Below are 24,343 nucleotides of genomic sequence, written 5' to 3'. Positions count from 1 at the left end.
CTTTACACGGACATCGAGTCCATTGCTCTGGGGAGAGAGACGGTCATGAAACTCTATTCGCGGCCGTTGTCGCCCTATTCGTCGATCGTGCGGGCTCTGGCCTATATCAAGGACGTGCCCCTCAAGATCATCGCGCCGCCGCCGGGTTTTCCAATCCCCGAAGCGTTTCGCGCCATTTCGCCGATGAACCGGATTCCGGTGCTGATCACCGGCTCGGGTGAAACCATCGTCGAATCGGTTGTCATCGCCGAATATCTCGAGGAACGGTTTCCGGAACCGGCGCTGCTGCCGCCCGATTCCAAGGACCGCGCGCTGGTACGCATGTTCGCCCGCATCACAGATCTCGACGTACTGACGCCGATGATGAAGCTATTCGAGCTGCATTTCGTGCCGAAGCGCAACAATGCCGAGATCGACGCCCAATTCGCCCGCCTGCATCACGGGCTGGCGGCGATCGAGGCACGCATGGCGCAGGGCCCCTTCGCGCTGGGCAACGACATCAGCTTTGCCGACGCCTGGCTGACGCCGACCCGTTTCATCTTCAACAATTTCCGCGCCATGACCGGTCGCCACGACCTGCTCGACGCCTATCCCAAATTCGATGCCTATCAGCAGATCGCCTCGCAGCATCCGGCCTTGTCGCGGGTCTGGGGCGAGATGACCGACGGCCTGAAGATCTCTCTGACCGAACTCGAGATGGGTGCCGCTTGATCAAGAGCAAGACGATCGTTCTCGTCGCAGCCGCAGGCTTTGCCCTGGCGTCATGCCAATCGACCCCGAAGAGCACGCCGGCGCCCTCAGGCAAAAGTGCGGCACTGCTGGCCATGGAACAAGTGGCGATCGCGGCCCACAAATGCTGGATCGCCAGCAAGGACCCGGCCTTCAAGCAATATCAGATGGCCAATGAACTGAACTCGTTCAGCGGCACGCCGCGTTTCCTTTTGGTGCCGGCCAAGCATTATGGCGGCAAGCCGTTGCTGGTTGTGCAAGCGCAAGGCAATTCGAGCCGCGTCGACGTGTTCGGACCGCTGATGAACGACCCGCTCGGCGCACGCATCGGCTCGGACATTGCCCGCTGGCAGACGGGCAATCCGGCCTGCGCCGCCACCGCCTGAGCATGGGCCGCTTCCTGCAGGTGACGGGTCTGGCCATTGGTCTGGTCGGCCTCGTCCTGCAGTTCTGCATCAGCATCCCAGCGTCGATGGAAGCCGGCCGCAGCCTGCTCGGCTCGATCGTCTTCCTGTTCAGCTTCTTCACCATCCTGACCAACATTGGCGCTGTGCTGGTGTACACATCCCTGCTGTCATCCACCGGCTATGCCTGGCTGCCGGCTTTCGCCGGGCCGCGGATGCGTGCGGGTGTTGCGGTTTCGATCACCGTCGTCTTCATCGTCTATGCCACGGTTCTGGCACGGCTCTGGCAGCCGCAAGGCCTGTTCCTGCTCTGTGATGTGCTGCTGCACTATGTGACGCCATTCCTGTTCGTGCTGTGGTGGCTGGTAGCAGGGGCCGACGGCAGAACGAGATGGAGCGACATTTCCTGGTGGATGCTCTACCCCATCGCCTATCTTGCCTATGCGCTGGTACGGGCACCGATCGCGGGTGAAGTGCCCTACCCTTTCCTCGATGTCGCCAAGAACGGCGCCGCCAGCGTAGCCATTGCGGCATTGGCCATCACCGCGCTGTTCCTGGTGATCTCTATCATTGCCGCTTTTATCGATCGCGGCATCGGCCATCGCGAGGCCAAAAGGGTCCGTTGAGATTGGCCTCTATTCCCAAAAGCGCCTGATGCCCTCACGATGGGCATCACAGCGAGAGATGCCGATATCCTTGAGCTGATCGTCGGTCATCTCCAGCAAAGCCAGCCGGCCGCGCCGGCGCTCCAGCAAATGGCCGATCCATCGTGCCAGCGAGCTGACCAGACGCACCAGACGGCCGACAAAGCCTCGCTGGCCGGCCGGACGCAGCGCCTCGCCTGGAACCGCGGCTCTGGAATGGCGGATTGTCGCGATTGTATCCATTTTCTTTCTGCCAAAAAACTCTCAATTGCACCCCTTTTGGTGCGTGATTGATATGTATTGACTCACAATTCGGTGCAATATAGAAAATTGTCACCATGACAAATTGGCTCCCAGATCTGACCGGCGGCGCCGGACCGCTCTACCAACGCCTTGCAGACTCCGTTGAAGCGGGCATCGACCAGGGCGTGATCGGCGCTGGGACAAAACTGCCACCGCAGCGCGACCTCGCCTATGACATCGGCACCACGGTTGGCACGGTCGGCCGAGCCTACCAATTGCTGCGTGAGCGCGGGCTGGTGAGCGGCGAAGTCGGGCGTGGAACCTATGTGCTTGGCCGGCGCGCCGACGGCGTGAAACCGGAGACACCCGACGTCAGCGTGGAAGGCACGCGCTATGTCGATGCGCCCCAGGACAAGCTGCGTTTCGACAGCACGGCGGCACCCGATGTCGGCCAGGGCGCCGTTGTTGCCGATGTGCTGTCGCGCACCGCGCAGGATCATCCCCATGAAATCTCGAGCTATACGCGCGATTTTCCTGCCCGCTGGTACGAAGCCGGCGCCCGCTGGCTGTCGAGAAACACCTTCCGCCCGGCCGCCGACAGCATCGTTCCGACGCTTGGTACCCATGCCGCGGTGATGGCGGCGATCGCCGCACTCACCACGCCGGGCGACTATGTCGCCTTCGAACACCTCACCTATTCGCAGATCTCGCGTAGCGCCGGACTGATCGGCCGGCGCACGGCGTTGGTGGCGTCGGATGACGAAGGCCTCGACCCGGCCGATTTCGAGCGCGTCTGCGCGCAAAAGCACCCGAGGATGATCTTCCTGATGCCGACGGCGCAGAATCCGACCCTGACGACACTGTCCGCCGGGCGACGCGAGGCGATCGCGCGTGTTGCGCGCGAATACAACGTCATTCTGATCGAGGATGATCTTTACGGCCACCTGACCGACGATCCGACACCGTTGCTTGCCGAATATGCCCCGGAGAGGACCATCGTCGCCGGCGGCCTGTCGAAATCGGTGGCGGCCGGTATCCGCGGCGGCTGGCTCTCCTGCCCTCCCGCCTATCGCCACCGGATCCGTGTCGCCCACAAGATGATGACCGGCGGCATGCCCTTCCTGCTGGCGGAGGTGAATACAAGGCTGGTGCTTTCCGGCCAGGCCAGCGATATCCGCAAGCGCTGCATCGCCGAGATCAGCGCCCGCATCGCGATCGTGCGCGAGACCCTGGCTGGCTTCGCATTCAAGTCACATGACAAGGTGCCCTTTGTCTGGCTGACTTTGCCCGACCCATGGCTTTCCGGCACCTTCAAGAATGCCTGTCTGGAACACGGCGTGCTGATCGACGACGAGGACGAGTTCAAGGCCGGCCGCTCCGAACAGGTCTTTCACGGCGTCCGCTTCGGCACCTCGCAGCCGAGACAGCGCGGCGATGTCGCCAACGGCGTTGCCGTCATCCGGCGCCTCCTCGACGAGGGCCGCGCCGGCTATGACAGCTTCTCCTGAGGGACCTGAATCGGATCAGCCCTCGGCCTTGAAGTTTTTGGCTTCCTCCTTGGCCTTGTCCTTGCCGTGCTTCTTGGCCAGTTCCTTGGCCTGCCCGGGCGAAACGTCGGTGGTTTCCGCGATATGGAGAGCCTCCTTGTCCGAGAGGCGATTGTCTTTCTTGCCTTGCTTGGTCGCCATGTCCTGATCTCCTGAAGGGTTGGAACCCAACGGCCGGGATGCCATAGCGTTCCCATTCGCCTTTGCATTCCTCACGATGGCCCCGCGGATCACCGCTGGCCCCACGGGCGCCTGAAAGCTCCAGGTGCGGACCCACCCCGGTCATCACCTTGTTGCTTTCTGTCTTTTTTCGCTCATCGACGGGTGTATCGGCCGCAAAGCTTGCGATAAGAGGGGACTCAAAATCCCCGCTCCCATGGACATAAATCGCCGCCCATGACCATTTCCAATTCCGTGCCGATCACCCCCGAGCTCATTGCCGCGCATGGGCTGAAGCCAGACGAGTATCAGCGCATCCTCGATCTCGTTGGGCGCGAACCGAGTTTTACCGAGCTCGGCATTTTCTCGGCGATGTGGAACGAGCACTGCTCCTACAAATCCTCGAAGAAGTGGCTGCGCACACTGCCCACGACGGGGCCACAAGTTATCCAGGGGCCGGGCGAGAATGCCGGCGTGGTCGACATCGGCGACGGCGATTGCGTCGTCTTCAAGATGGAAAGCCACAACCACCCCTCTTTCATCGAGCCCTACCAGGGCGCGGCGACCGGCGTCGGCGGCATTTTGCGCGACGTCTTCACCATGGGCGCACGGCCGATCGCGGCGATGAATGCGCTGCGCTTCGGCGCGCCTGACCACCCCAAGACCAGGCATCTCGTCGCCGGTGTGGTTTCAGGCGTCGGCGGCTACGGCAATTCCTTCGGCGTGCCGACGGTAGGCGGTGAGGTCAACTTCGACGCCCGCTACAACGGCAACATCCTGGTCAACGCCTTCGCCGCCGGCCTCGCCAAGACCAATGCCATCTTCCTGTCGGAAGCCAAGGGCGTCGGCCTGCCGGTCGTCTATCTCGGCGCCAAGACTGGCCGCGACGGCGTCGGCGGCGCCACCATGGCGTCGGCCGAGTTCGACGACAAGATCGACGAGAAGCGCCCGACCGTGCAGGTCGGCGACCCTTTCACCGAAAAGTGCCTGCTCGAGGCCTGCCTCGAGCTGATGGCATCGGGCGCCGTCATCGCCATCCAGGACATGGGTGCGGCCGGCCTCACCTGCTCGGCGGTCGAGATGGGCGCCAAGGGTGATCTCGGCATCGAGCTCGACCTCGACAAGGTGCCGGTGCGCGAGGAGCGCATGAGCGCCTACGAGATGATGCTGTCGGAAAGCCAGGAGCGCATGCTGATGGTGCTGCGTCCCGAGAAGGAAAAGGAAGCCGAGGCGATCTTCCACAAATGGGGCCTCGACTTTGCCATTGTCGGCAAGACCACCGACGATCTGCGCTTCCGCGTGCTGCATCAGGGTGACCAGGTCGCCGATCTGCCGATCAAGGATCTCGGCGACAAGGCGCCGGAATATGACCGCCCCTGGATCGAGCCGAAGAAGCCGGCGCCGCTCGCCGCCAACGACATTCCGCAAGCCGATGTTGCCGATGCGCTGCTGAAACTGCTCGGCGGGCCGGACCTGTCGTCGCGCCGCTGGGTCTGGGAGCAGTACGACACGCTGATCCAGGGCAATTCACTGCAGCTTCCCGGCGGCGATGCCGGCGTGGTGCGGGTGGAAGGCCATGCGACCAAGGCGCTTGCCTTCTCGTCTGATGTGACGCCGCGCTATTGCGAAGCCGATCCCTATGAAGGCGGCAAGCAGGCCGTGGCCGAGTGCTGGCGCAACCTGACAGCCACCGGCGCACTGCCGCTGGCGGCCACCGACAACCTCAATTTCGGCAATCCGGAACGGCCCGAGATCATGGGCCAGCTGGTCGGCGCGGTGAAGGGCATCGGCGACGCCTGCCGCGCGCTCGGCTTCCCGATCGTGTCTGGCAATGTCTCGCTCTACAACGAGACCAACGGCCAGGGCATCCTGCCGACACCGACCATCGGCGGCGTCGGCCTCATCGCCGACTGGTCGAAGATGGTGCGCACCGGCTTTGCGGCGCAAGGCCAGATGATCCTGCTGGTCGGCGCGCCCGCCTCCTGGGGCACGCATCTTGGCCAGTCCGTCTATTTCAGGGACATCCATGGCCGCACCGACGGTCCGCCGCCGTCGGTCGACCTCTCGCATGAGAAGCGCGTCGGCGACCATGTGCGCTCGCTGATCGCCTCCGGCATCGTTACGGCCGCGCATGATGTTTCAGACGGAGGCATCGCGGTGGCGCTGGCCGAAATGGCGATGGCGTCGGGCATCGGCGCGACCGTTCCCGGCCTTGTCGGCACCGATCCCATCCCGGTCTGGTTCGGCGAGGATCAGGGCCGCTATCTGCTGACACTGTCGATCGACCCGCATGGCGATGAATGGGACGCCATCCGCAAGCAGCAGGGCGAACTCGGCATCTTCGCGCCGTGGATCGGCTCGACCGGAGGCGATGCGCTGAAGCTCGGCGATGCCAGGGCAATCCCGGTCAGCGACCTGAAGGCCGCCCATGAAGGCTGGTTCCCCCGCTTCATGGACCAGGCCAGTTGAGCACACTGGCGGCCCGGGCGCTGCTTGCAGTCGTTTTCTGGCCGTCGCTGTTCTTCTTCTGGTTCCTCGGGCCGTTCGTCTTTTTCCTGTTGTCGACGACCTCGAGCGAGGTTTGCCCGCGGCTGGAAACGCGCGCCGAGTTCCTTGACGCGGCCAACGGCACGCTGCCGATGCTGGTGCTGCAGAACCTCATCTATGCGGTTCCGATCGTCTGTCTGGTGTTCTGGAACCGGCTTCTGCCGGACCCGGCACGGGCAAACCGGATCGTCACCTGCATCAAGCTCTTCGCCGTCGCGGCCGTTCTGGGCGCCTTGTGGGAATATGGCTCGTCGCTTGTCTGCGACGGCTATGGCCAACCGTTCTTCTCGCCCGTCTGGCAGATCACCAGCTACCTGCCGATCGCCGATCTTGCGGTCAACATCCCCCTCTATATCCTGGTTTTCAGCCTTGGCCGCACCTTCTCGATGCGCGAAGACGACCCAGCGTCCGATGCGGTCGATCCGGAGGAGAATGCGTCCTAGGCGACAATCGCGCCGGCAGCGGATGGAACGGCTTCAATCGCGGCCGGAAAGGCTTTAGGTTTACCCCGACTCTCATCGCAAGGGCGGCCACATTGCCGCCCGCCCGAAATAGGAATTCTGCAATGGCAATGGATGCCCACGACATCGAAAAACTGATCAAGGACGGCATTCCGGACGCCAAGGTGACGATCCGGGACCTCGCCGGCGACGGCGACCACTATGCGGCTGAAGTCGTCGCCGAGAGCTTTCGGGGAAAAAGCCGCGTCCAGCAGCACCAGATGGTCTATGATGCGCTGAAGGGCAATATGGGCGGCGTGCTGCACGCACTTGCGCTGCAGACCAGCGTTCCCGACTGAGGCCGTTCCGGCCAACACCCGCTTGGCCCAAACCCGCCCATCCTTTGCGCCATTTCGGCCATGGCGCGGCTAATGTCTTGTTTCGGGCAACCTATGGGTTTATTTGAAAGACATGCTTCGAGCCTGACTCCCACAGGCGTGAAAGGATATTCCATGAGCGGTATCAACGACTACATCGACAATGAAGTGAAGGGCAACGACGTCGTGCTTTTCATGAAGGGCACGCCCGGTTTTCCGCAGTGCGGTTTTTCCGGACAGGTCGTCCAGATCCTGGACTATATCGGCGCCGACTACAAAGGCGTGAATGTCCTGGATTCGGCTGAACTGCGCCAGGGCATCAAGGACTATTCCAACTGGCCGACGATCCCGCAGCTCTACGTCAAGGGCGAATTCGTCGGCGGCTGCGATATTGTCCGCGAGATGTTCCAGGCCGGCGAGTTGCAGACCTTCCTGGTCGAAAAGGGCGTCGGCGTCAAAGGCGCCGCCTGATTTTGGGCATGTCGTAACGACTGCATTGAACACCGGGGCAGCCCCACCTCGGCAATCTTTATATCCCGGTATCGGGACCAAGACGAGCCAATGCGCCGGCCCGCCGGCGCGTTTTCGTTTGAGAGATCGGACTTGCCGTGGACCAGCAATCAACAGCGCCGCAATCGGCAAGCAAACTGCCTATTCCGCGCTGGGAGTTCATTGCGCTGTGCGCGGCGCTGATGGCGCTGAATTCGCTGGCCATCGACATCATGCTGCCGGCGCTGCAGCAGATCGGCGCCTCGCTCGGCGTCGAGAATGAAAACCACCGGCAATATGTGGTCACCGCCTACATTCTGGGTTTTGGTGGCGGCCAGCTGTTCTTCGGGCCGATCTCCGACCGGTTCGGCCGCCGCTCGCCGCTCGTCGCAGGGCTGATCATCTATGTGGCGGCAGCCGCCGCCGCCGCCATCGCGCCAAGCTTTGAAACGCTGTTGATGTGCCGCGCCGTGCAAGGCATCGGCGCGGCGGCCACGCGCGTCATCGCGGTCTCGATCGTGCGCGATACGTTCGAAGGCCGGCGCATGGCGGAGGTGATGTCGCTGATCTTCATGGTGTTCATGGCCATACCGGTCATTGCGCCGGGCATCGGCCAGTTCATCATGCTGTTCGCGACCTGGCACTATATCTTCGTTACCATGGCCGTCGGCGCGCTGATCGTGTCGGCATGGTCGCTGCTGCGCCTGCCTGAAACGCTGCGGCCCGAATATCGCCGGCAACTGACGGTTTCCTCCGTCCTCGGCGGAATCCGCATCGTGCTCACCAACCGCATCGCGCTCTGCTACGCCTTTGCCAGCACTTTCATCTTCGCCGCCATGTTCGGCTTCATCGCCTCGGCGCAGCAGATCTATGTCGGCATCTTCAACGTCGGCGAGATGTTCCCGGTCATCTTCGCCGGAGTCGCCGGCGTGCTCGCCTTCTCCAATTTCCTGAACTCGCGGCTTGTCGGCCGCATCGGCATGCGCCGGCTGTCGCAGAGCGCGCTGCTTTTGTTTCTGGTCATCAGCCTGGCCTGGCTGGTGGTTTCGCTGGAAATCAAGATGCCGCTCTGGCTGTTCATCACCTTCTTTGCCAGCGCCATGCTTCCCTTCGGTGCGCTTGGCGCCAATTTCAACGCACTGGCGATGGAGCCGCTCGGCCAACTGGCCGGCACGGCATCGTCCATACTGGGTTTCATGCAGACGTTTCTCGGCGGCATTCTCGGCACGCTGATCGGCCAGGCTTTCAACGGCACGGTGACGCCGCTTGCCGCCGGATTCTGCAGCGTCTCGGTCGCGGCGCTGCTGATGATCCTCATCGCTGAGCGCGGCAAGATGTTCCAGCCGCACAATCCACCCATTTCAGGGCATGTCACCGACCTGCATTAGACCACGTGCGTCAGGATGCACCTACAAGTGCCGCCGTGAATCGAGGCGCAAGCATGCGCCCGGCGATTGCACCGCCCATACTGTCCGAAAAGGGCAATGGCAGCGCATCGTCGAGCGCCTTGAGTATGGATGCCACGAAGGCCCGGCTGAGTTGCGGATTGGTCCCCAGATCCGAATAGGTGGCGCGAGGCTTGCCGATCAGCGTGCCGTTGCGGCGCAGCGAGAACTGCAGCGTCAGCGACATGCCCGCGGTTCCCGCTGGCGGCATCCAGCAGGCATAGATAGCGTCCGACATCTCCTTGAGGGTGTCGACCGGATCGGTGCTGTGGCAGGGGCGCTCTTGCGCGATCGCCGTGTTGGCGCTTGCAAACAAGACGGCAGCGAGAGCCGCCGCGAAAATTGCGAACCGAGGTTTCATCCGAGGGCCTGCGCGAAAGCACCAACTCTTCGGCCGCGCACGGTCAAGCGCCGGCCTCTGGAAGTGATCCTACCCAGCCCACAGCTCTCGGCGCAACTCCTGCCAGCTTTCAGGATCGGGGGCGACCAGCAGGCCGCCGCCGACATGCGACGGCAGATAGGCTGTGCCGTCGAAGCGCGCGGCATGGCCGCCGGCCTCCGTATGGATCAGCACGCCGGCCAGATGATCCCATGGCATCAGCTTGTTGTAGACGACGAAATGGCCATGGCCGCTCGCCAGCAAGCGGTATTCGTGGGCGGCGCAGCGGTAGTTGAACTGCGACAGCGTCTTGGTCTGGTTGCAGGCCAGCCGCGTGCGGTCGGGCTCGGCCATGTACTGCCAGGAAACCGCGCCGGTCATCTGCGAGATCGGCGCGCTCGCCGCAACCCGCACTGTCTCCAGCGTACCATGCGCATGGCGGATATGACTGCCCGCACCCTTGGCGCCGATCAGCCAGTCCTTGCCGACCGGATCATGGATGATGCCGGCGACCGTCTCGCCCTTGACCACGACGCCGAGCATGACGCCGAACAGCGGCACGCCGGAGGCGAAATTGAAGGTGCCGTCGACCGGGTCGATGACGAAGGCCAGATCGGCGTCGCCCAGGCCATCGAGCAGCGTCGGGTCGTCGGAACAGGCTTCCTCGCCGACAACCATGGCCGAGGGATAACGCTGGCGCAGCCTGGCGGTGATCAGCCGCTCGGCGTTGACGTCCGCTTCCGTCACCAGATCGGCGGCTGAGGTCTTCTGCCTGACGTCGCCATCGCCCAGCCGGCGGAAGCGGGGCATGATTTCGGTGTCGGCGGCCTCGGCCAGCAGGTTGGCCAGCCAGTCGATCGCGTTGTCGTCAAATGTCATCGGATGCGTCTTGTCCTGTGATGAGGGTCTGGTTCAGGGCGGCGAAATCGAACAGTTTCCTGTCGAGCAGATGCGACGGCCTGGTGTTGGACAGGGCGCGGATCATGGTGTCCTTGCGGCCGGGCATGCGCTTTTCGATGTCCTCCAGCATCGCCTTCATGGCGTTGCGCTGGAGACCTTCCTGGCTGCCGCAGAGGTCGCAAGGAATGATCGGGAACCGCATCGCCGCGGCGAATTTTTCGAGGTCGATCTCGGCGCAATAGCTCAGCGGCCGCAGCACCATGACGTCGCCTTCGTCGTTGAGCAGCTTTGGCGGCATGGCGGCGAGACGGCCACCATGGAACAAGTTCATGAAAAAGGTTTCGAGAATGTCCTCGCGATGATGGCCGAGCACCAGTGCCGAGCACCCCTCCTCGCGCGCGATGCGGTAGAGATGGCCGCGCCGCAGCCGTGAACAGAGCGAGCAATAGGTGCTGCCTTGCGGCAGCTTGTCGGTGACCACCGAATAGGTGTCCTGGTACTCGATGCGGTGGGCAATTCCGTTGGCGTTGAGATAGTCGGGCAGGATGTGCTTGGGGAAATTCGGCTGGCCCTGATCGAGATTGCAAGCCAGCAATTCGACCGGCAGCAGCCCGCGCCATTTGAGGTCGAGCAGCAAGGCAAGCAGGCCGTAGGAATCCTTGCCGCCCGACAGCGCGACCAGCCAGCGCTGTCCCGGCTCCACCATCGCGAAATCCTCGATCGCCTGGCGGGTCAGCCGCAGCAGCCGCTTGCGCAATTTGTTGAACTCGACCGAGGATGGCACATCGGCGAACAGCGGGTGGGAGCCGCCTTCGGCGGTCGGCTCAAGCGTCTCGATGTCTGGCAGCATGTTCATGGCGCGGCGGCCCCGGAATGTGATGTCCGCCCGGATTAGCGCATTGGTCGGAAAATCGAAACGGCAAAGCGGATGCGCCAAACAAAAAGGCCGCCTCGAGGGCGGCCTTTTCGGTATCGCTAAAAAGCGTTCGCTTAGCGCGAATAGAATTCGACGACCAGGTTCGGCTCCATCTGGACCGCGAACGGAACGTCCGCCAGGCCAGGGATGCGCGAGAAGGTCGCGACCATCTTGTTGTGGTCGGCTTCGATGTAGTCCGGCACGTCGCGCTCGGCGAGGCCGACCGATTCCAGGACGATGACCAACTGCTTCGACTTTTCGCGCACTTCGACGACGTCGCCCGGCTTGCAGCGGTACGAGCCGATGTTGACGCGCTTGCCGTTGACGTTGACGTGGCCGTGGTTGACGAACTGACGGGCCGCGAAAATGGTCGGCACGAACTTGGCGCGGTAGACGACCGCGTCGAGACGCGATTCGAGCAGGCCGATCAGGTTCTCCGAGGTGTCGCCCTTGCGGCGGTCGGCCTCTTCATAGACCTTGCGGAACTGCTTTTCCGAAACGTCGCCATAGTGACCCTTCAACTTCTGCTTGGCGCGCAGCTGCAGGCCGAAGTCGGAAAGCTTGCCCTTGCGGCGCTGGCCGTGCTGGCCGGGGCCGTATTCACGCTTGTTGACCGGGGACTTCGGGCGGCCCCAGATATTTTCGCCGAGACGGCGGTCGATCTTGTATTTCGCGGATTCGCGCTTGCTCATCGCATTCCCTTTTCAAAACAACACACCCGGCACCTCATGGTCCGGGTGAAGGAAACGCGCCCTCCTCTGGCCTCCGTTTTCGAGACCTGACAGGGTTTTCCCACGCAACGCGGCGGAAAACCCACGGGACACGTCAGTTCAAACAAAACCAGAAACCAAGGCACCGGTCTTGCGCATACAAAACAAACACCGGACATCGCTGCCCGGCGTTGGCGGCTGGTTAAACCGAGATTTAACCGGTGTCAAGCTTGTGAGTGGCGCGGCGCAACGCAACCCTATAGCGTTCACGACGTTATGCGATGCCGGATGTGGCGGGAGGTTTGCGCCAACGGCACCAGGAAGGGATCTGGAGCTAGAGGAGTCCATCAGCATGAAGAAGTTCTTCCTTACCTTGGCCGGTGCCGCGGTATTGGCCGGATCGATGGCGGTGGCGCCGGAACCGGCCATGGCGCGCCATTGGCACGGCCATAAACAGGTCTGCCGCATCATCGTGAAGAAAAGGGTGGTGTGGCGGCATGGCCACCGCAGGGTGATCGTCGAGCGGATACGGCGCTGCCATCGCTGGTAAGGCAAAACATCCGCCTACGGACTTTGCACTAGAAACAAGGCCCGCGGTTCCGCTGCGGGCCTTGTTTGCTTGGGTCGGCGTTTCACGAACGACACTCAGTCTTTCGACTTCTTTTCAGGCAGCCCTTTACGCTTGGTCTCGGCGAATTCCTCAAGCTGCTTTTCGCTCATGGATTCGTACATTCCTTTGGAAGCGCCTTTGAGCTCGCTCTTTTTCGTCTCGCCGCGCTTGGCGGAGAGTGCGGCGCCGGCGGCTTTCTGCTGGGCTTTCGAGGTGGCTGGCATGGCGGTTCTCCTTTGCTATCAGGCAGGGAGAACGCCGCTCTTCGAGGGCGGTTCCAGTGCCGATGGCCCCGTTTCTCGTCCGATCGCCGCCGGTCAGGCAGCCAGCTTTGGCGAATTCGTCGGCAGCCTTCCCGTGTCCGAAACCCTAGTGTAGGACGGCTGAATGAAGTCTCTGACAGACCCCTCACAAGCGCTCTCCACCGGCCTGGCGAAAATCCGCACCGAATTCCACGTGCCGGATGGATTTCCGGCTGACGTGATGGCCACGGCGGAGGCGGCGGCCAGACGCGTGCCGAACCAGCATGCCGATCGAACGGACATGCCCTTCGTTACGCTCGATCCGGCGGCCTCCACCGATCTTGACCAGGCGTTCTGGATCGAGGCAAGCGGCGGCGATCTTCTCTTGTATTATGCCATTGCCGACGTTGCATGGTTCGTCGAGGACGGCGACGCGCTAGATCGCGAAGCCTGGACGCGAGGCGAGACGCTGTACCTGCCGGACGGCAAGGCCGGACTCTATCCGCCGGCTATTGCCGAGGGCGCGGCGAGCCTGTTGCCGGACGGACCACGTCCAGCCGTGATCTTCACCGTTCGGGTCGCTAAGGATGGCGCGGTAAAGTTGGACGGCGCGGAGCGGGCAATCATCCAAAGCCGCGCGAAGCTCGCCTATGACAGCGTAAAGGCCTCCGACGTTCCGGCCGACTTCGCCGAAATGGCGCGGCGCATGGCAGCAAACGAAGAGCGTCGTGGCGCGTCGCGCGTCGACCCGCCCGAGCAGGAGGTGGAAAGGCTTGCCGATGGCAGCTTCCGGCTTTCGTTCAGACCGATCCTGCAATCCGAACAAGACAACGCCGCGCTTTCACTGGCCGCCAATATGGCGATCGCCGACGCCATGTTCGCGCACAAGACCGGCTTGTTCCGTGTAATGTCTGGGCCGGATGCTTCCAAGGTGCAGAGACTGCGCAACGCGGCACGGGCGCTCGGTCTGTCCTGGCCGGCCTCAACCAGCCTGCGCGACTACCAGCACACACTCGATCCGGCTGATCCGAAACAGGCGGCGTTGATGCTGGAAATCCGCCGCGCGGGCAATGGCGCGTCCTACCAGCCCTACCAGGACGGTGTCGTTCCCTGGCATGAGGCGATGGCTGCGACCTATGCCCATGCAACCGCGCCACTCAGGCGATTGGCCGATCGCTATGTCGTGCGCTGCGCGCTGGCTATCGCCAACGGCCAGCCCGTGCCGCAGGCTGTCACCGATGCGTTCGCCGGACTGCCGAAGGTGATGGGACGTGGGGATGCCCGCGCTTCGCAAATCAACCATGCGGCCATCGACCTTGCCGAGGCGGTGATGCTCAGGGGACGCGAAGGGGAAACGTTCAAGGCCGTCGTCACCGACTTCGTCGACCATGGCGTGCGCGTTCAGCTTGCCGACATGCCTGTCGTTACCACCGTAAAGGCCTCCGGTCTCAGGCAGGGCGACGGCGTGACGCTAAAGCTGGCCTCGGCCGATCCGGATCAACGCAGCATCGTCTTCGAACCTGTTTGAGCAGCTGGCGTTCCGCCGCTTGGGTCTTGATTTTATGCATGTCGTTTTCCCAAAACCGAGGTCACTTTTGGGCGACATGCATTACCTCACGGACAGTCCAAAGCCTTGCATCAGCCGGCCGACGGCGAAATCCGCCTTGCCTGACGTAAAGACGGCGATGTCGGGCTCGCCTTGCGGCAGCGCCCCGTCGACGGGCGGCAAGAGCGAAAGGGCACGCCTTGCGATCGCTTCGGCCGGATCGATCCAGTCGACCGGCCATGGCGCGGTCTTGCGCATGCGGTTGACCAGGAACGGATAGTGCGTGCAGGCCAGCACGACAATGTCGGTCCTGAGCCCCTCATGTTCCATGAAACAGGGCGCGATCTCGGCGCGCACGGCTTCCTCGTCGACAAAGCCCTCGCGCATATAGACTTCGGCAAGGCCCGCCAGCCTGTCGCTGCCAACCAGGCGGACATGGCATTTCTGCGCCCATTTGCTGATCAGGTCGCGCGTGTATTGCCGCTTCACCGTACCCGGCGTCGCCAGCACGGAGACCAGACCGGAGCGGGTGCGCTCCGCCGCCGGCTTGACCGCCGGCACGGTGCCGACGAAGGGATGGCCGGGAAACCTCTCGCGCAGCGCATCGATCACCAGCGTCGAGGCGGTGTTGCAGGCGATGACGGAAATCGCAGGCGCAAACTGGTCGAGCAATTTGGCGAAGAGTTCGAGTATGTGGGTGCGCAGTGCCGGTTCTTCCCAGGCGCCGAAAGGAAAGGCCGCGTCGTCCGCGACATAGACGAAGCGCCGGTCCGGCATCAGCACGCGCGCCTCGCGCAGCACGGTCAGCCCGCCGACGCCGGAATCGAACATCAGGATCGGCTGGTCAGTCATTGTCGGTTCCCTTGCCGCCCAGCGGCGGCGCGTCCTCATCGTCACCCATAGGCTTGTGCGCCTGGCGATCTGCCTCTGCCTTGCCGGCGCGCGCGGCGGCCGGAAGCCGCCTTGGATCATCGCCCGGCGAGCCGTCGCCGCGCGGCATTGCCGGCGAAAATCTGTCAAGCGAGGAGATGATGCCGCGCAGCACCTTCAGCTCCGGCTCGGCAAAGCCGGCGCGCGTCAGCACGGCGCGCAGATTGTCGACCATCTTGGGCTTCTTCGGCGCCGGCCGGAAATAGCCGCGCGCTTCCAATGCGCCTTCGAGATAGGCAAAAAGGCCGTGCAGCTCTTCCTTGCTGGCCGGCTTCATCTGCGGCCCGGTGAAATTGGTCTTGGTCTCGTCCTCGAGGCCGGACTTCATCCACTCATAAGACATCAGCAGCGCGGCCTGTGCGATGTTGAGCGAGGAGAAATCGGGATCGACGGGAAAGGTGACGATCTCGTCGGCGAGCCCGACCTCGTCATTGTAGAGACCGAAGCGCTCGCGGCCGAACAGGATGCCGGTGCGCTGCCCCATGCCATGGCGGGCGCGCAGCACCCTGCCCGCTTCCACCGGCCCGCGCACAGCCTTGAAGCCGTCGCGCTGCCTGGCGGTTGTGGCGAAAACGAAATTCAGGTCGGCAAGCGCCGAGGCCAGATCGTCGAACACCTTCACGGCGTCGATGACATGGTCGGCACGGCTGGCGGCGGCGCGCGCCTTCTCGCTCGGCCAGCCGTCTCGCGGATTGACCAGACGCAGTTCCGACAGGCCGAAATTGGCCATGGCGCGCGCGACCATGCCGATGTTCTCGCCGAGCTGCGGCTCGACGAGGATTATCGCCGGACCGCCGGGGCCACGCTGAAAGTCTGTTCCGGTCATGTGTTCCAGATGATTGCGCTACGAGGTCACCGCGTCCTGCCATATCGATACGGCTTTTTGAAGAGTTGTCGGTGACCTGGCGACAAATAGCCTTGTCTCGCCACCCCTGTGTTTGCGCGAGAAATCCAAATTCGCTCCATCGGCGGGCTCGAGCAAATGGTCACGCGCCCGTACAAGCAGACCAGCCATGTGCTCCTTCTTCTCAAGAGATGGTGGAGATGTGGGCATCGCGGCACTCTGGCGACGACAAGCTATCCAACCCTATACTCCCTGATGGCCCGGCCTTACTCTTCTTATCGGCAACATCTTCCGGTTAAAGAAATAACCTATTAGCTATATGTATATTTAAATACAGCGATGCGCCTGTCGCTGTGACATAATCTTAGGAAATTGCAATATCAAAACCGCTTGGGGTCAAGCTGTATCGGAGAATGCATTTTGAAGACGGAGCGTGTCTTGCACGCTCCTGTCATTTATCTATGCCCCAAGCGTCTCGACACGGGTTTTCAATGGCCGACACGGGTGTTGGCCAAACGTCAGGAGGGGCAAATGAACGTCTTACGATTTTTCCTTTCAATCGCTGTGTTGCTTCTGGCATCAGTCTTCCTGATTGCTCCGGCTTCCGCGCAAGCGACCCGCACCTGGGTTTCCGGCGTCGGCAACGATGCCGATCCATGCAGCCGAACGGCACCTTGCAAGACGTTTGCCGGCGCCATCTCGAAGACGGCGACGGCCGGCGAGATCAACTGTCTGGACCCGGGCGGATTTGGCGCGGTCACCATCACCAAATCCATCACCATCGACTGCAGAACGACTGAAGGCGGTGTGCTTTCGGCGCTCGTGAACGGCATCATCATAAACACGCCTGTCGGCTCCGTCGTGCATCTTCGCGGTCTCGACATAGACGGCGCGGGCACCGGACTCGACGGCGTGCGGATGACCGGCCAAGGTCAACTGCATATCGAGGACTGCAACATCGAGCGGGTGACCAGCAATGGCGTCGAATTTCTTCCCAACGGTGCCAGCGAACTCTACATAATCAATACGCGGATAGCCGAGGCGGCCGGTGGCGCCATTCTCATCAAAACGACTGGCGCCATTGGCATCAATGCCATCCTGTCCAGAGTGGAACTGACCAACAGCGCCAATGGCATTCTTGTCGACGGCACCGGCAACACCTCTGCCATGAATATGGCACTGACCGACAGCCTGGTCAGCGGCAACACCGGCAACGGAGTGGCGGTCAAGTCCGTCGCCGCGGCATCGTCGGTACGCGCGACGATCGTCAACACCACGATCAGTTCCAATGCCGGCGTCGGCGTCAACGCCAACGGCGCCGCCGCCAGCGGCGCCGGCAGCGCCATCGCCTTTCTCGGCGCCTCGACGGTGTTCGGCAATGTCACCGGGGTCAGCAACACCGGCAGCGGCGCCGTCCAGTCGTTCAAGAACAACATGATCTCCGGCAACGTGGCCGACGGCACGCCGATCACGGCCTTCCCCGGCCCTGGCGGCACGCCGCTGCAATAAGCGCCTGCCGCCTGCGTGCGGCAGCATGAAACAAAGGCGATGCCGCCTGCCTCTCGATGGGCGGTGCGGCATCGGTTTTGTTCACGATTGCAGGATCGGTTCACCGTTCGCGGAAACGCCGAACCGCTCCGTCCCCTTGTTTTGCGGCAATTTCGAACGAAAAACCGCTTCACACTTTTCCTGGAATTGCGCCAGCAGCAGCCTGCTTCCGCATTGCCCCGGTTTGCGCCGCCCGGATCGCTTTGCTATAGGCGAAGTCCCTATCCTGGCGGGGCCGACCCGCCATCCCCCAACTGTTGAACGAGGCATTCTTTCCATGGCGAAGATCAAGGTGGCGAACCCGGTCGTCGAACTCGACGGCGACGAGATGACCCGCATCATCTGGCAGTTCATCAAGGACAAGCTGATCCACCCTTATCTCGACCTCAAGCTCGAATATTACGATCTCGGCATCGAGCATCGCGACGCCACCAACGACCAGGTGACCATCGATTCGGCCAACGCCATCAAGAAATACGGCGTCGGCGTGAAATGCGCGACGATCACCCCCGACGAACAGCGCGTCGAGGAGTTCAAGCTGAAGAAGATGTGGAAGTCGCCGAACGGCACCATCCGCAACATCCTCGGCGGCACCATCTTCCGCGAGCCGATCATCATGAAGAACGTGCCGCGCCTGGTGCCGGGCTGGACCAAGCCGATCATCGTCGGCCGCCACGCCTTCGGCGACCAGTACCGCGCCACCGATTTCCGCTTCCCCGGCAAGGGCAAGCTGACGATCAAGTTCGTCGGCGAGGACGGAAAGGTGATCGAACATGACGTGTTCGACGCGCCCGGCGCCGGCGTCGCCATGGCCATGTACAATCTCGACGAGTCGATCCGCGAATTCGCCCGCGCCTCGCTGAATTACGGCCTGCTGCGCAACTATCCGGTCTATCTGTCGACCAAGAACACCATCCTCAAGGCCTATGACGGCCGCTTCAAGGACATTTTCCAGGAAGTCTACGAGGCTGAATTCGAGGCCGAGTTCAAGGCGAAGAAGCTGTGGTACGAGCACCGCCTGATCGACGACATGGTGGCCTCGAGCCTGAAATGGTCGGGCGGCTATGTCTGGGCCTGCAAGAACTACGACGGCGACGTGCAGTCCGACACGGTGGCGCAGGGCTTTGGCTCGCTCGGCCTGATGACCTCGGTGCTGATGACGCCGGACGGCAAGACGGTGGAAGCCGAAGCCGCGCACGGCACCGTCACCCGCCACTACCGCCAGCACCAGAAGGGCGAGGAAACCTCGACCAATTCGATCGCCTCGATCTTCGCCTGGACGCGCGGGCTGGCGCACCGCGCCAAGCTCGACGACAATACCGAGCTGAAGCGCTTTGCCGAGACGCTGGAAAAGGTCTGCATCCAGACCGTCGAGTCCGGCTTCATGACCAAGGACCTGTCGCTCTTGATCGGCCCCGACCAGCCCTGGCTCTCGACCACCGGCTTCCTCGACAAGATCGACGAGAACTTGCAGAAGGCCATGGCCTAAGAACCCAGCTTTACACATGCCGAAGGCTCCGAAAGGGGCCTTCGCTTTTTTTGGGCCAGCGAAAGCGAAGGGCTGACAGCATGACCAAGCCGATCCTCTATGGCGCGGACTACAGCGTCTATGTGCGCATCGCGCGGATGGCGCTGGAGGAGAAGGGCATCGACTACGAACTCGTGCCGCTCGACATCTTCGCCGCCGAGGGCATCCCGGCCTGGTATCTCGAACATCACCCGTTCGGCCGCATCCCGGCTTTCGAGCATGACGGTTTTCGCCTTTTCGAGACGAATGCGATTACCCGCTATGTCGATGAGGCTTTCGACGGTCCGGCGCTGCAGCCCGCCGATACGCGTGGCCGCGCCAGGATGGGCCAGATGACGGGCATGCTCGACGCTTATGGCTACCGCGCCATGGTCTGGGACGTTGCCGTCGAGCGGCTCGAAAAGCCAGAGCCGGATGAGACCCTGATCGCTAGCGGCCTGAGCCAGGCCCAAACGGTCCTCAGGGTACTCACCTCACTCAAGGCTCCCGGACCTTGGCTCCTCGGCGATCACGTGACACTGGCCGACCTGCATGCCGCGCCGATCATCGCATATTTCCTCAAGGTTGCCGACGGGCAGAAGCTGCTGGCCGAGTTTCCCGAGATTCAGGCCTGGTGGGACCGCATCGCGGCCAGACAAGCCTTTGCCATGACCGAAAAGGCCGATTGAGAGCCAAGGCGGCGCTAAAACCCTATCTCGGGCCGGGTCACCATCAGCCAGAGAATGGCAAGCACGGCGGCGAAAGCCGGCAAGCCGCAAGCAAACCAGATGCGAAACAGGCGTTTCTCTTCGGCGGGCAGCGGCGCGTTTTCGATGGCGGCCTGCCGCGCCAGGTTGCGGATCCGGATCTGAATCCAGACGACCGGCAGCCAGAACAGGCCGGTGACGACATAAAGCAGCAAGGACAGAACGATCCAGCCTTCGTTGAGCGGCCAGCCCAGTGCCTGAGCCAGCAGCACGCCCGTGATCGGCTGCACGATGACGGCGGTCGCCGTAAAAATCGTGTCGGCGATGACGACCGTGCCCGCGACATGGGCGACGAGGTCGGCGCGTCCGCTGCGTTGCGCCATTAGCATGAAGAAGGCGATGCCGGCGCCAGTGCCGAACAGAACCGTGGCGCCGATAACATGCGCCCAGCGCAATATGTCGGCCCAGAGGCTCATCGCTCGTCGAGCACCGCGAGCGCCACCAGCACTAGGCAAAGCGCCGGGATCGTCTTGACCAGCGGTCCCAGTGGATCGAGCCATAGGCCGGGGACAAGGAGCGTCGCGCCCGCCAGATAGGACAGCGTGATCGCAATCATCGCCAGCAGCGCGTGCCGGGCCAGGGATCGAACCACGACAGCCGCGCCAACCAGGATATCCGCAGCACTTCCGACGAGAACCAAGATGTGAGCGAGGCTCGCCGAGACGCCGTGCGAAACAAGGATATCCGCCGCTGCCTCTTGCCGGATCAGACCGACGACACCCGAAACAAGCCAAAACAAGGACAGGCAAGCGAAGATGACAGGCTTTGCCAGCCAGAGGCGGCCGAACCATCGTTCCTGGACATTGGCGGACATATCGGCCAGCGTTGCTTCCAGCGGCTGAAGCGGACGGCCGGAAATTCGGTTCCAAGCCGCTGCGTCGCCCGTGACGCCGCGCGCCACGGCAGCAAGGGCTGCGCTGCGCAGCGGGGACCGCCAGCCGAGAATGCCAAGCATATCGGCAACCGCGCCCGCAAGCCGGCCGAGAATGGCAGGCATCGGCACCACTCTTGCGGGCTGCAGGCCAAGCCACGCACGCAAGGCGGTCAAGACCTCGGCGAGCGGTCTGGCATTGGCTTCAACGAGATCGACGGCAAGTCGGGGCGGCAGCGATCCGGCGACCGCCCGTGACACCGCTTCGGCAACGTCGGTGACCGCCACGGTCTGGATCGGCTGGCGCGTCATGACGGCCGGAACAAAACCCGGAAATGTCGCAAGGGCACGCAGAAGTGCCGTTCCGCCATAGGCGGCGGGCGCGATCACCAGGCCCGGCCGCAGGATGGTCCACGCCAGCGAGGAGCTTGCGACGGCCTGGTCGCCTTGCGCCTTGGTGCTGAAGAAAGGATTTGCCGAAGCGAGATCGGCGCCGATCGCGGAGATCTGCGCAAAGCGGTGAACACCGGCCTGTTCGCAGGCAGCAACGAGTGCCACCACCGAGCCCCGATGAACAGCGTCGAGGCGGTCGCGCGGGCCGTCCTGCAAGGCGCCCGCCGCATTGACCACCGCGTCCATGCCCGCAACCACCGGCAGCCAGTCTTCGGCGGCAAGCAGTTTCGACATGTCCGCCGCGATCCAGCGAACCGCGGGCCGACGCCGCCCGGCATCCTGAACATCGCGGCCGAGACCGGTCACATGATGACCGTCGCGAAGCAAACGGCCAATGACGGCGTCCCCGATCAACCCATAGCCACCGAGGACGAGAACATTCATGTCATGGCTTTCAGGCGGCTTCGAGCGCCGCCTTCACAGCCGCGATCGCATCATTGGCCTTCGAGGCATCCGGGCCGCCGGCCTGGGCCATGTCGGGCCGCCCGCCACCGCCCTGCCCGCCCAAGGCGGCGGAGGCGACGCGCACCAGGTCGACGGCGCTGAAGCGGCCGACGAGGTCGTCGGTAACGGCGACGACGACGCTTGCCTTGTTGTCCTCGCCGGCACCGACAAAGACGACGACGCCGGAGCCGAGCGAGGTCTTGCCGGCATCGGCCAGCGGCTTCAGATCCTTCGGCGAGACGCCGGAGACCGCCTTGCCGAGGAAGCCAACGCCCGCGACCGTCTCGTTCTCCGAGGGTGCACCCGCCGCGGCGCCGCCGCCCAGCGCCAGTTTCTTGCGCGCTTCGGTCAGGTCCTTCTCGAGCTTCTTGCGCTCTTCGAGCAAAGCCTCGACGCGGGCCGGCACGTCGGCGGGCGAGATTTTCAGCACGGCTGCCGCCGCCTTCAGACGCCGATCCTGCTCGTCGAGATGTTTTCTGGCCGCCTCGCCGGTCAGCGCCTCAATACGGCGCACGCCGGCGGCGACCGCGCTGTCGGAGACGACGCGGACCAGGCCGATATCGCCGGTCGCCCTGACATGCGTGCCGCCGCAGAGTTCGACCGAATAGGGCCGGTTGGCCTTGGCGCCGTGCAGGCCCGTGCCCATCGACACGACGCGTACCTCGTCGCCATACTTCTCGCCGAACAGCGCCATGGCGCCTTCCGCAATCGCGTCGTCGACCGACATCAGGCGCGTGGTCACCGGGCCGTTCTGCACGACGATTTCGTTGGCCATGCGCTCGACCTCTTCGAGTTCCTCGGCCGAGATCGGCTTGTTGTGCGAGATGTCGAAGCGCAGACGCTCGGGCGCGACCAGCGAGCCCTTCTGCGCGACATGAGTGCCCAGCACCTCGCGCAGCGCCTCGTGGATCAGGTGCGTGGCGGAGTGGTTCGCCCGCAGCCTGGTGCGGCGCGCATGGTCGACTTTGAGCTCGACGGCGGCGCCGGTCCTGACCGTGCCGCTCGCCACCTTGCCCAGATGCACGAACAGCCCGTCGGCCTTCTTCTGCGTGTCCGCGATCTCGATCGAGAACCCTTCGCCGGAGATGATGCCGGTGTCGCCCATCTGGCCGCCGGACTCGCCATAGAAAGGCGTCTGGTTGACGACCACCGCAACGGCATCGCCCTTTCCGGCGCTGTCGACGGTCTTGCCGTCCTTGACCAGCGCCTGGATCAGGCCTTCCGCCTGCTCGGTCTCGTAACCGAGGAATTCGGTGGCGCCGGTCTGTTCGCGCACGGAGAACCACACCGTCTCAGTGGCGGCCTCGCCAGACCCGGTCCAATGCTTGCGCGCCTCGGCCTTCTGCTGCTCCATCGCATTGGTGAAGCCGGCAAGATCGACCGAGATGTTGCGCTGGCGCAGCGCGTCCTGCGTCAGGTCAAGCGGGAAACCGTAGGTGTCATAAAGCTTGAAAGCCGTCTCGCCATCCAACATGTCGCCGGCATGCAGCGTTTCCGTCGCCTCGGAGAGCAGGCCGAGGCCGCGCACCAGCGTCTTGCGGAAGCGCGTCTCCTCGAGCTTCAGCGTCTCGGTGATCAGCTGTTCGCCGCGCAGCAGCTCGGGATAGGCCTGGCCCATCTCGCGCACCAGAGCCGGCACCAGCTTCCACATCAGCGGTTCGTTCGCGCCGAGCAGCTGCGCGTGGCGCATGGCGCGGCGCATGATGCGGCGCAGCACATAGCCGCGGCCTTCGTTCGAAGGCAGCACGCCGTCGGCGACCAGGAAGGACGACGAGCGCAAATGATCGGCAATGACGCGGTAGGAGGCCACCGTTTCCGCGTCAGGCGCGCGCCCGAGCGCGGAGGACGCCGCATCGATCAAATGCCGGAACAGGTCGGTTTCGAAAACGCTTTCCACGCCCTGCAGGATGGAGGCCATGCGCTCCAGCCCCATGCCGGTGTCGATCGACGGGCGCGGCAGGTCGATGCGCTCCTCCTTCGTCACCTGTTCATATTGCATGAACACCAGGTTCCAGAATTCGAGGAAGCGATCACCATCCTCTTCGGGGCTGCCGGGAGGACCGCCCCAGATGTGCTCGCCGCGATCGATGAAGATTTCCGAGCACGGCCCGCAGGGACCGGTGTCGCCCATCGCCCAGAAATTATCCGAGGTCGCGATGCGGATGATGCGATCATCCGAGAAGCCGGCGATCTTCTTCCAGAAGCCGGCCGCCTCATCGTCGGTGTGATAGACAGTGACCAGCAGCTTGTCCTTCTTCAGCCCGAACTCCTTGGTGATCAGGTTCCAGGCAAGCTCGATGGCACGCTCCTTGAAGTAATCGCCGAAGGAGAAATTGCCGAGCATTTCGAAGAAGGTCAGGTGGCGCGCGGTGTAGCCGACATTGTCGAGGTCGTTGTGCTTGCCGCCGGCGCGAACGCTCTTCTGGGCGGTGGTGGCGCGCGAATAGGACCGCTTCTCCAGACCGGTGAAGACGTTCTTGAACTGCACCATGCCGGCATTGGTGAACATCAATGTCGGATCGTTGCGCGGCACGAGCGGGCTCGAGGCCACGACCTCGTGGCCCTCCTTGCGGAAATAGTCGAGAAAGGTCGACCGGATCTCGTTCACGCCACTCATGACTGCTGCCTTTTCGCGAAAACCGCCGGCGCGGC

The 24,343-nt window shown here is 63.2% G+C and carries 27 protein-coding genes; 15 read left to right on the top strand and 12 right to left on the bottom strand.

Annotation, left to right across the window (positions count from 1 at the left end; genetic code table 11):
• Positions 1-45: 45 nt before the first annotated feature.
• Genes ACLGL5_RS21635 through ACLGL5_RS21625 form a run of 3 tightly spaced genes read left to right on the top strand, consistent with a single transcriptional unit; the run spans position 46 to position 1,759 of the window.
• Complete coding sequence (locus ACLGL5_RS21635; RefSeq protein ID WP_027046772.1) at positions 46-711, top strand: glutathione S-transferase family protein; 666 nt, start codon at positions 46-48, stop codon at positions 709-711.
• Complete coding sequence (locus ACLGL5_RS21630; protein ID WP_019857786.1) at positions 708-1,115, top strand: hypothetical protein; 408 nt, start codon at positions 708-710, stop codon at positions 1,113-1,115. Before ACLGL5_RS21635 ends, ACLGL5_RS21630 begins: the two co-directional genes overlap by 4 nt.
• A gap of 2 nt (positions 1,116-1,117) precedes the next feature.
• Positions 1,118-1,759, top strand: coding sequence for a Pr6Pr family membrane protein (locus tag ACLGL5_RS21625; RefSeq protein ID WP_069091992.1), 642 nt, complete (start codon positions 1,118-1,120; stop codon positions 1,757-1,759).
• Between the two features lie 9 nt (positions 1,760-1,768).
• On the opposite strand, the gene ACLGL5_RS21620 is transcribed toward ACLGL5_RS21625, so the two are convergent.
• Positions 1,769-2,020 carry a DUF1127 domain-containing protein gene (locus ACLGL5_RS21620; RefSeq protein ID WP_038646199.1) on the bottom strand — a complete coding sequence of 84 codons (252 nt, stop codon included), beginning with the start codon at positions 2,018-2,020 and terminating at the stop codon, positions 1,769-1,771.
• Between the two features lie 95 nt (positions 2,021-2,115).
• On the opposite strand from ACLGL5_RS21620, the gene ACLGL5_RS21615 reads away from it, so the two are divergent.
• Positions 2,116-3,528, top strand: coding sequence for an aminotransferase-like domain-containing protein (locus tag ACLGL5_RS21615; RefSeq protein ID WP_069091991.1), 1,413 nt, complete (start codon positions 2,116-2,118; stop codon positions 3,526-3,528).
• 15 nt (positions 3,529-3,543) lie between these two features.
• Here the strand turns inward: ACLGL5_RS21615 and ACLGL5_RS21610 are convergent, their stop codons facing one another.
• Entirely contained in the window at positions 3,544-3,708 is a 165-nt protein-coding gene (locus ACLGL5_RS21610; RefSeq protein ID WP_164987053.1) for a hypothetical protein, read from the bottom strand.
• 255 nt (positions 3,709-3,963) lie between these two features.
• On the opposite strand from ACLGL5_RS21610, the gene purL reads away from it, so the two are divergent.
• The 5 genes from purL (at position 3,964) to ACLGL5_RS21585 (ending at position 8,967) form a co-directional block, all read left to right on the top strand.
• Entirely contained in the window at positions 3,964-6,195 is a 2,232-nt protein-coding gene (gene purL, locus ACLGL5_RS21605; RefSeq protein WP_069091990.1) for a phosphoribosylformylglycinamidine synthase subunit PurL, read from the top strand.
• A complete protein-coding gene (locus ACLGL5_RS21600) occupies positions 6,192-6,716 on the top strand; it encodes a hypothetical protein (RefSeq protein ID WP_069091989.1) in 525 nt (174 codons plus the stop codon). Before purL ends, ACLGL5_RS21600 begins: the two co-directional genes overlap by 4 nt.
• Positions 6,717-6,838: 122 nt before the next feature.
• The gene (locus tag ACLGL5_RS21595) at positions 6,839-7,072 is read left to right on the top strand and encodes a BolA/IbaG family iron-sulfur metabolism protein (protein WP_010909092.1); all 234 of its coding nucleotides are present in this window, start codon (positions 6,839-6,841) and stop codon (positions 7,070-7,072) included.
• A 153-nt stretch (positions 7,073-7,225) separates the two neighbouring features.
• Positions 7,226-7,561 carry a Grx4 family monothiol glutaredoxin gene (gene grxD / locus ACLGL5_RS21590; RefSeq protein ID WP_019857779.1) on the top strand — a complete coding sequence of 112 codons (336 nt, stop codon included), beginning with the start codon at positions 7,226-7,228 and terminating at the stop codon, positions 7,559-7,561.
• Positions 7,562-7,698: 137 nt separating this feature from the next.
• Complete coding sequence (locus ACLGL5_RS21585; protein WP_494372762.1) at positions 7,699-8,967, top strand: multidrug effflux MFS transporter; 1,269 nt, start codon at positions 7,699-7,701, stop codon at positions 8,965-8,967.
• A gap of 10 nt (positions 8,968-8,977) precedes the next feature.
• Here the strand turns inward: ACLGL5_RS21585 and ACLGL5_RS21580 are convergent, their stop codons facing one another.
• The 4 genes from ACLGL5_RS21580 to rpsD all read right to left on the bottom strand — a co-directional run bounded on the left by ACLGL5_RS21580 (position 8,978) and on the right by rpsD (position 11,911).
• Positions 8,978-9,385 (bottom strand): UCP034077 family protein, encoded by a 408-nt coding sequence (locus tag ACLGL5_RS21580; protein ID WP_069091987.1) that lies wholly within the window; start codon positions 9,383-9,385, stop codon positions 8,978-8,980.
• A gap of 69 nt (positions 9,386-9,454) precedes the next feature.
• A complete protein-coding gene (locus ACLGL5_RS21575) occupies positions 9,455-10,282 on the bottom strand; it encodes an inositol monophosphatase family protein (protein ID WP_069091986.1) in 828 nt (275 codons plus the stop codon).
• Positions 10,272-11,159 (bottom strand): tRNA 2-thiocytidine(32) synthetase TtcA, encoded by an 888-nt coding sequence (ttcA, locus tag ACLGL5_RS21570; RefSeq protein ID WP_038652570.1) that lies wholly within the window; start codon positions 11,157-11,159, stop codon positions 10,272-10,274. Before ttcA ends, ACLGL5_RS21575 begins: the two co-directional genes overlap by 11 nt.
• 134 nt (positions 11,160-11,293) lie before the next feature.
• A complete protein-coding gene (gene rpsD, locus ACLGL5_RS21565) occupies positions 11,294-11,911 on the bottom strand; it encodes a 30S ribosomal protein S4 (protein ID WP_013895883.1) in 618 nt (205 codons plus the stop codon).
• Positions 11,912-12,281: 370 nt separating this feature from the next.
• On the opposite strand from rpsD, the gene ACLGL5_RS21560 reads away from it, so the two are divergent.
• Positions 12,282-12,479: a hypothetical protein gene (locus tag ACLGL5_RS21560; protein ID WP_027042433.1), complete on the top strand. Its 198-nt coding sequence runs from the start codon at positions 12,282-12,284 to the stop codon at positions 12,477-12,479.
• A gap of 95 nt (positions 12,480-12,574) precedes the next feature.
• Here ACLGL5_RS21560 and ACLGL5_RS21555 read toward each other — a convergent pair whose 3' ends face one another.
• Positions 12,575-12,763, bottom strand: coding sequence for a DUF3008 family protein (locus ACLGL5_RS21555; RefSeq protein ID WP_010909084.1), 189 nt, complete (start codon positions 12,761-12,763; stop codon positions 12,575-12,577).
• Here ACLGL5_RS21555 and ACLGL5_RS21550 point away from each other — a divergent pair.
• Entirely contained in the window at positions 12,762-12,917 is a 156-nt protein-coding gene (locus tag ACLGL5_RS21550) for a hypothetical protein (RefSeq protein ID WP_171903283.1), read from the top strand. The two genes, ACLGL5_RS21555 and ACLGL5_RS21550, sit on opposite strands and share 2 nt — an antisense overlap.
• A 9-nt stretch (positions 12,918-12,926) precedes the next feature.
• On the top strand, positions 12,927-14,309 hold the full coding sequence (locus ACLGL5_RS21545) for an RNB domain-containing ribonuclease (RefSeq protein WP_069091985.1): 1,383 nt from the start codon (positions 12,927-12,929) through the stop codon (positions 14,307-14,309).
• Positions 14,310-14,390: 81 nt separating this feature from the next.
• Here the strand turns inward: ACLGL5_RS21545 and murI are convergent, their stop codons facing one another.
• Both murI and ACLGL5_RS21535 read right to left on the bottom strand, forming a co-directional pair.
• Positions 14,391-15,179, bottom strand: a complete 789-nt coding sequence (gene murI / locus ACLGL5_RS21540; RefSeq protein WP_038652567.1) for a glutamate racemase — start codon at positions 15,177-15,179, stop codon at positions 14,391-14,393.
• Positions 15,172-16,083 carry an RNA methyltransferase gene (locus ACLGL5_RS21535; RefSeq protein WP_069091984.1) on the bottom strand — a complete coding sequence of 304 codons (912 nt, stop codon included), beginning with the start codon at positions 16,081-16,083 and terminating at the stop codon, positions 15,172-15,174. Before ACLGL5_RS21535 ends, murI begins: the two co-directional genes overlap by 8 nt.
• Before the next feature lie 549 nt (positions 16,084-16,632).
• Here ACLGL5_RS21535 and ACLGL5_RS21530 point away from each other — a divergent pair.
• From ACLGL5_RS21530 to ACLGL5_RS21520, 3 genes are all read left to right on the top strand, one after another.
• Positions 16,633-17,610, top strand: coding sequence for a right-handed parallel beta-helix repeat-containing protein (locus ACLGL5_RS21530; RefSeq protein ID WP_069091983.1), 978 nt, complete (start codon positions 16,633-16,635; stop codon positions 17,608-17,610).
• 316 nt (positions 17,611-17,926) lie between these two features.
• On the top strand, positions 17,927-19,138 hold the full coding sequence (locus tag ACLGL5_RS21525; RefSeq protein WP_069091982.1) for an NADP-dependent isocitrate dehydrogenase: 1,212 nt from the start codon (positions 17,927-17,929) through the stop codon (positions 19,136-19,138).
• Positions 19,139-19,218: 80 nt separating this feature from the next.
• Positions 19,219-19,845 carry a glutathione S-transferase family protein gene (locus tag ACLGL5_RS21520; RefSeq protein ID WP_019857768.1) on the top strand — a complete coding sequence of 209 codons (627 nt, stop codon included), beginning with the start codon at positions 19,219-19,221 and terminating at the stop codon, positions 19,843-19,845.
• Positions 19,846-19,859: 14 nt separating this feature from the next.
• On the opposite strand, the gene ACLGL5_RS21515 is transcribed toward ACLGL5_RS21520, so the two are convergent.
• Genes ACLGL5_RS21515 through alaS form a run of 3 tightly spaced genes read right to left on the bottom strand, consistent with a single transcriptional unit; the run spans position 19,860 to position 24,308 of the window.
• The gene (locus ACLGL5_RS21515) at positions 19,860-20,339 is read right to left on the bottom strand and encodes a DUF2269 family protein (protein WP_019857766.1); all 480 of its coding nucleotides are present in this window, start codon (positions 20,337-20,339) and stop codon (positions 19,860-19,862) included.
• On the bottom strand, positions 20,336-21,631 hold the full coding sequence (locus ACLGL5_RS21510) for an SDR family oxidoreductase (RefSeq protein ID WP_019857765.1): 1,296 nt from the start codon (positions 21,629-21,631) through the stop codon (positions 20,336-20,338). The genes ACLGL5_RS21515 and ACLGL5_RS21510 overlap by 4 nt, the downstream gene beginning before the upstream one ends.
• 10 nt (positions 21,632-21,641) lie before the next feature.
• Positions 21,642-24,308, bottom strand: a complete 2,667-nt coding sequence (gene alaS / locus ACLGL5_RS21505; protein WP_019857764.1) for an alanine--tRNA ligase — start codon at positions 24,306-24,308, stop codon at positions 21,642-21,644.
• Between the last annotated feature and the right edge of the window lie 35 nt (positions 24,309-24,343).

It is taken from the genome of Mesorhizobium sp. U510 (assembly GCF_059180695.1).
This window is presented reverse-complemented; position numbering and strand designations above follow the sequence as displayed.

Bases quoted from the DNA above. Each gene is read 5' to 3' on its own strand.
- purL (WP_069091990.1), top strand. From the start codon at position 3,964: ATGACCATTTCCAATTCCGTGCCGATCACCCCCGAGCTCATTGCCGCG.
- ACLGL5_RS21610 (WP_164987053.1), bottom strand. From the start codon at position 3,708: ATGGCGACCAAGCAAGGCAAGAAAGACAATCGCCTCTCGGACAAGGAG.
- ACLGL5_RS21625 (WP_069091992.1), top strand. From the start codon at position 1,118: ATGGGCCGCTTCCTGCAGGTGACGGGTCTGGCCATTGGTCTGGTCGGC.
- rpsD (WP_013895883.1), bottom strand. From the start codon at position 11,911: ATGAGCAAGCGCGAATCCGCGAAATACAAGATCGACCGCCGTCTCGGC.
- grxD (WP_019857779.1), top strand. From the start codon at position 7,226: ATGAGCGGTATCAACGACTACATCGACAATGAAGTGAAGGGCAACGAC.
- ACLGL5_RS21525 (WP_069091982.1), top strand. From the start codon at position 17,927: ATGGCGAAGATCAAGGTGGCGAACCCGGTCGTCGAACTCGACGGCGAC.
- ACLGL5_RS21615 (WP_069091991.1), top strand. From the start codon at position 2,116: ATGACAAATTGGCTCCCAGATCTGACCGGCGGCGCCGGACCGCTCTAC.
- ACLGL5_RS21530 (WP_069091983.1), top strand. From the start codon at position 16,633: ATGAACGTCTTACGATTTTTCCTTTCAATCGCTGTGTTGCTTCTGGCA.
- ACLGL5_RS21535 (WP_069091984.1), bottom strand. From the start codon at position 16,083: ATGACCGGAACAGACTTTCAGCGTGGCCCCGGCGGTCCGGCGATAATC.
- ACLGL5_RS21545 (WP_069091985.1), top strand. From the start codon at position 12,927: ATGAAGTCTCTGACAGACCCCTCACAAGCGCTCTCCACCGGCCTGGCG.
- alaS (WP_019857764.1), bottom strand. From the start codon at position 24,308: ATGAGTGGCGTGAACGAGATCCGGTCGACCTTTCTCGACTATTTCCGC.
- ttcA (WP_038652570.1), bottom strand. From the start codon at position 11,159: ATGAACATGCTGCCAGACATCGAGACGCTTGAGCCGACCGCCGAAGGC.
- ACLGL5_RS21620 (WP_038646199.1), bottom strand. From the start codon at position 2,020: ATGGATACAATCGCGACAATCCGCCATTCCAGAGCCGCGGTTCCAGGC.
- ACLGL5_RS21550 (WP_171903283.1), top strand. From the start codon at position 12,762: ATGGCGGTTCTCCTTTGCTATCAGGCAGGGAGAACGCCGCTCTTCGAG.
- ACLGL5_RS21575 (WP_069091986.1), bottom strand. From the start codon at position 10,282: ATGACATTTGACGACAACGCGATCGACTGGCTGGCCAACCTGCTGGCC.
- ACLGL5_RS21555 (WP_010909084.1), bottom strand. From the start codon at position 12,763: ATGCCAGCCACCTCGAAAGCCCAGCAGAAAGCCGCCGGCGCCGCACTC.
- ACLGL5_RS21635 (WP_027046772.1), top strand. From the start codon at position 46: ATGAAACTCTATTCGCGGCCGTTGTCGCCCTATTCGTCGATCGTGCGG.
- ACLGL5_RS21510 (WP_019857765.1), bottom strand. From the start codon at position 21,631: ATGAATGTTCTCGTCCTCGGTGGCTATGGGTTGATCGGGGACGCCGTC.
- ACLGL5_RS21515 (WP_019857766.1), bottom strand. From the start codon at position 20,339: ATGAGCCTCTGGGCCGACATATTGCGCTGGGCGCATGTTATCGGCGCC.
- ACLGL5_RS21560 (WP_027042433.1), top strand. From the start codon at position 12,282: ATGAAGAAGTTCTTCCTTACCTTGGCCGGTGCCGCGGTATTGGCCGGA.
- murI (WP_038652567.1), bottom strand. From the start codon at position 15,179: ATGACTGACCAGCCGATCCTGATGTTCGATTCCGGCGTCGGCGGGCTG.
- ACLGL5_RS21520 (WP_019857768.1), top strand. From the start codon at position 19,219: ATGACCAAGCCGATCCTCTATGGCGCGGACTACAGCGTCTATGTGCGC.
- ACLGL5_RS21595 (WP_010909092.1), top strand. From the start codon at position 6,839: ATGGCAATGGATGCCCACGACATCGAAAAACTGATCAAGGACGGCATT.
- ACLGL5_RS21580 (WP_069091987.1), bottom strand. From the start codon at position 9,385: ATGAAACCTCGGTTCGCAATTTTCGCGGCGGCTCTCGCTGCCGTCTTG.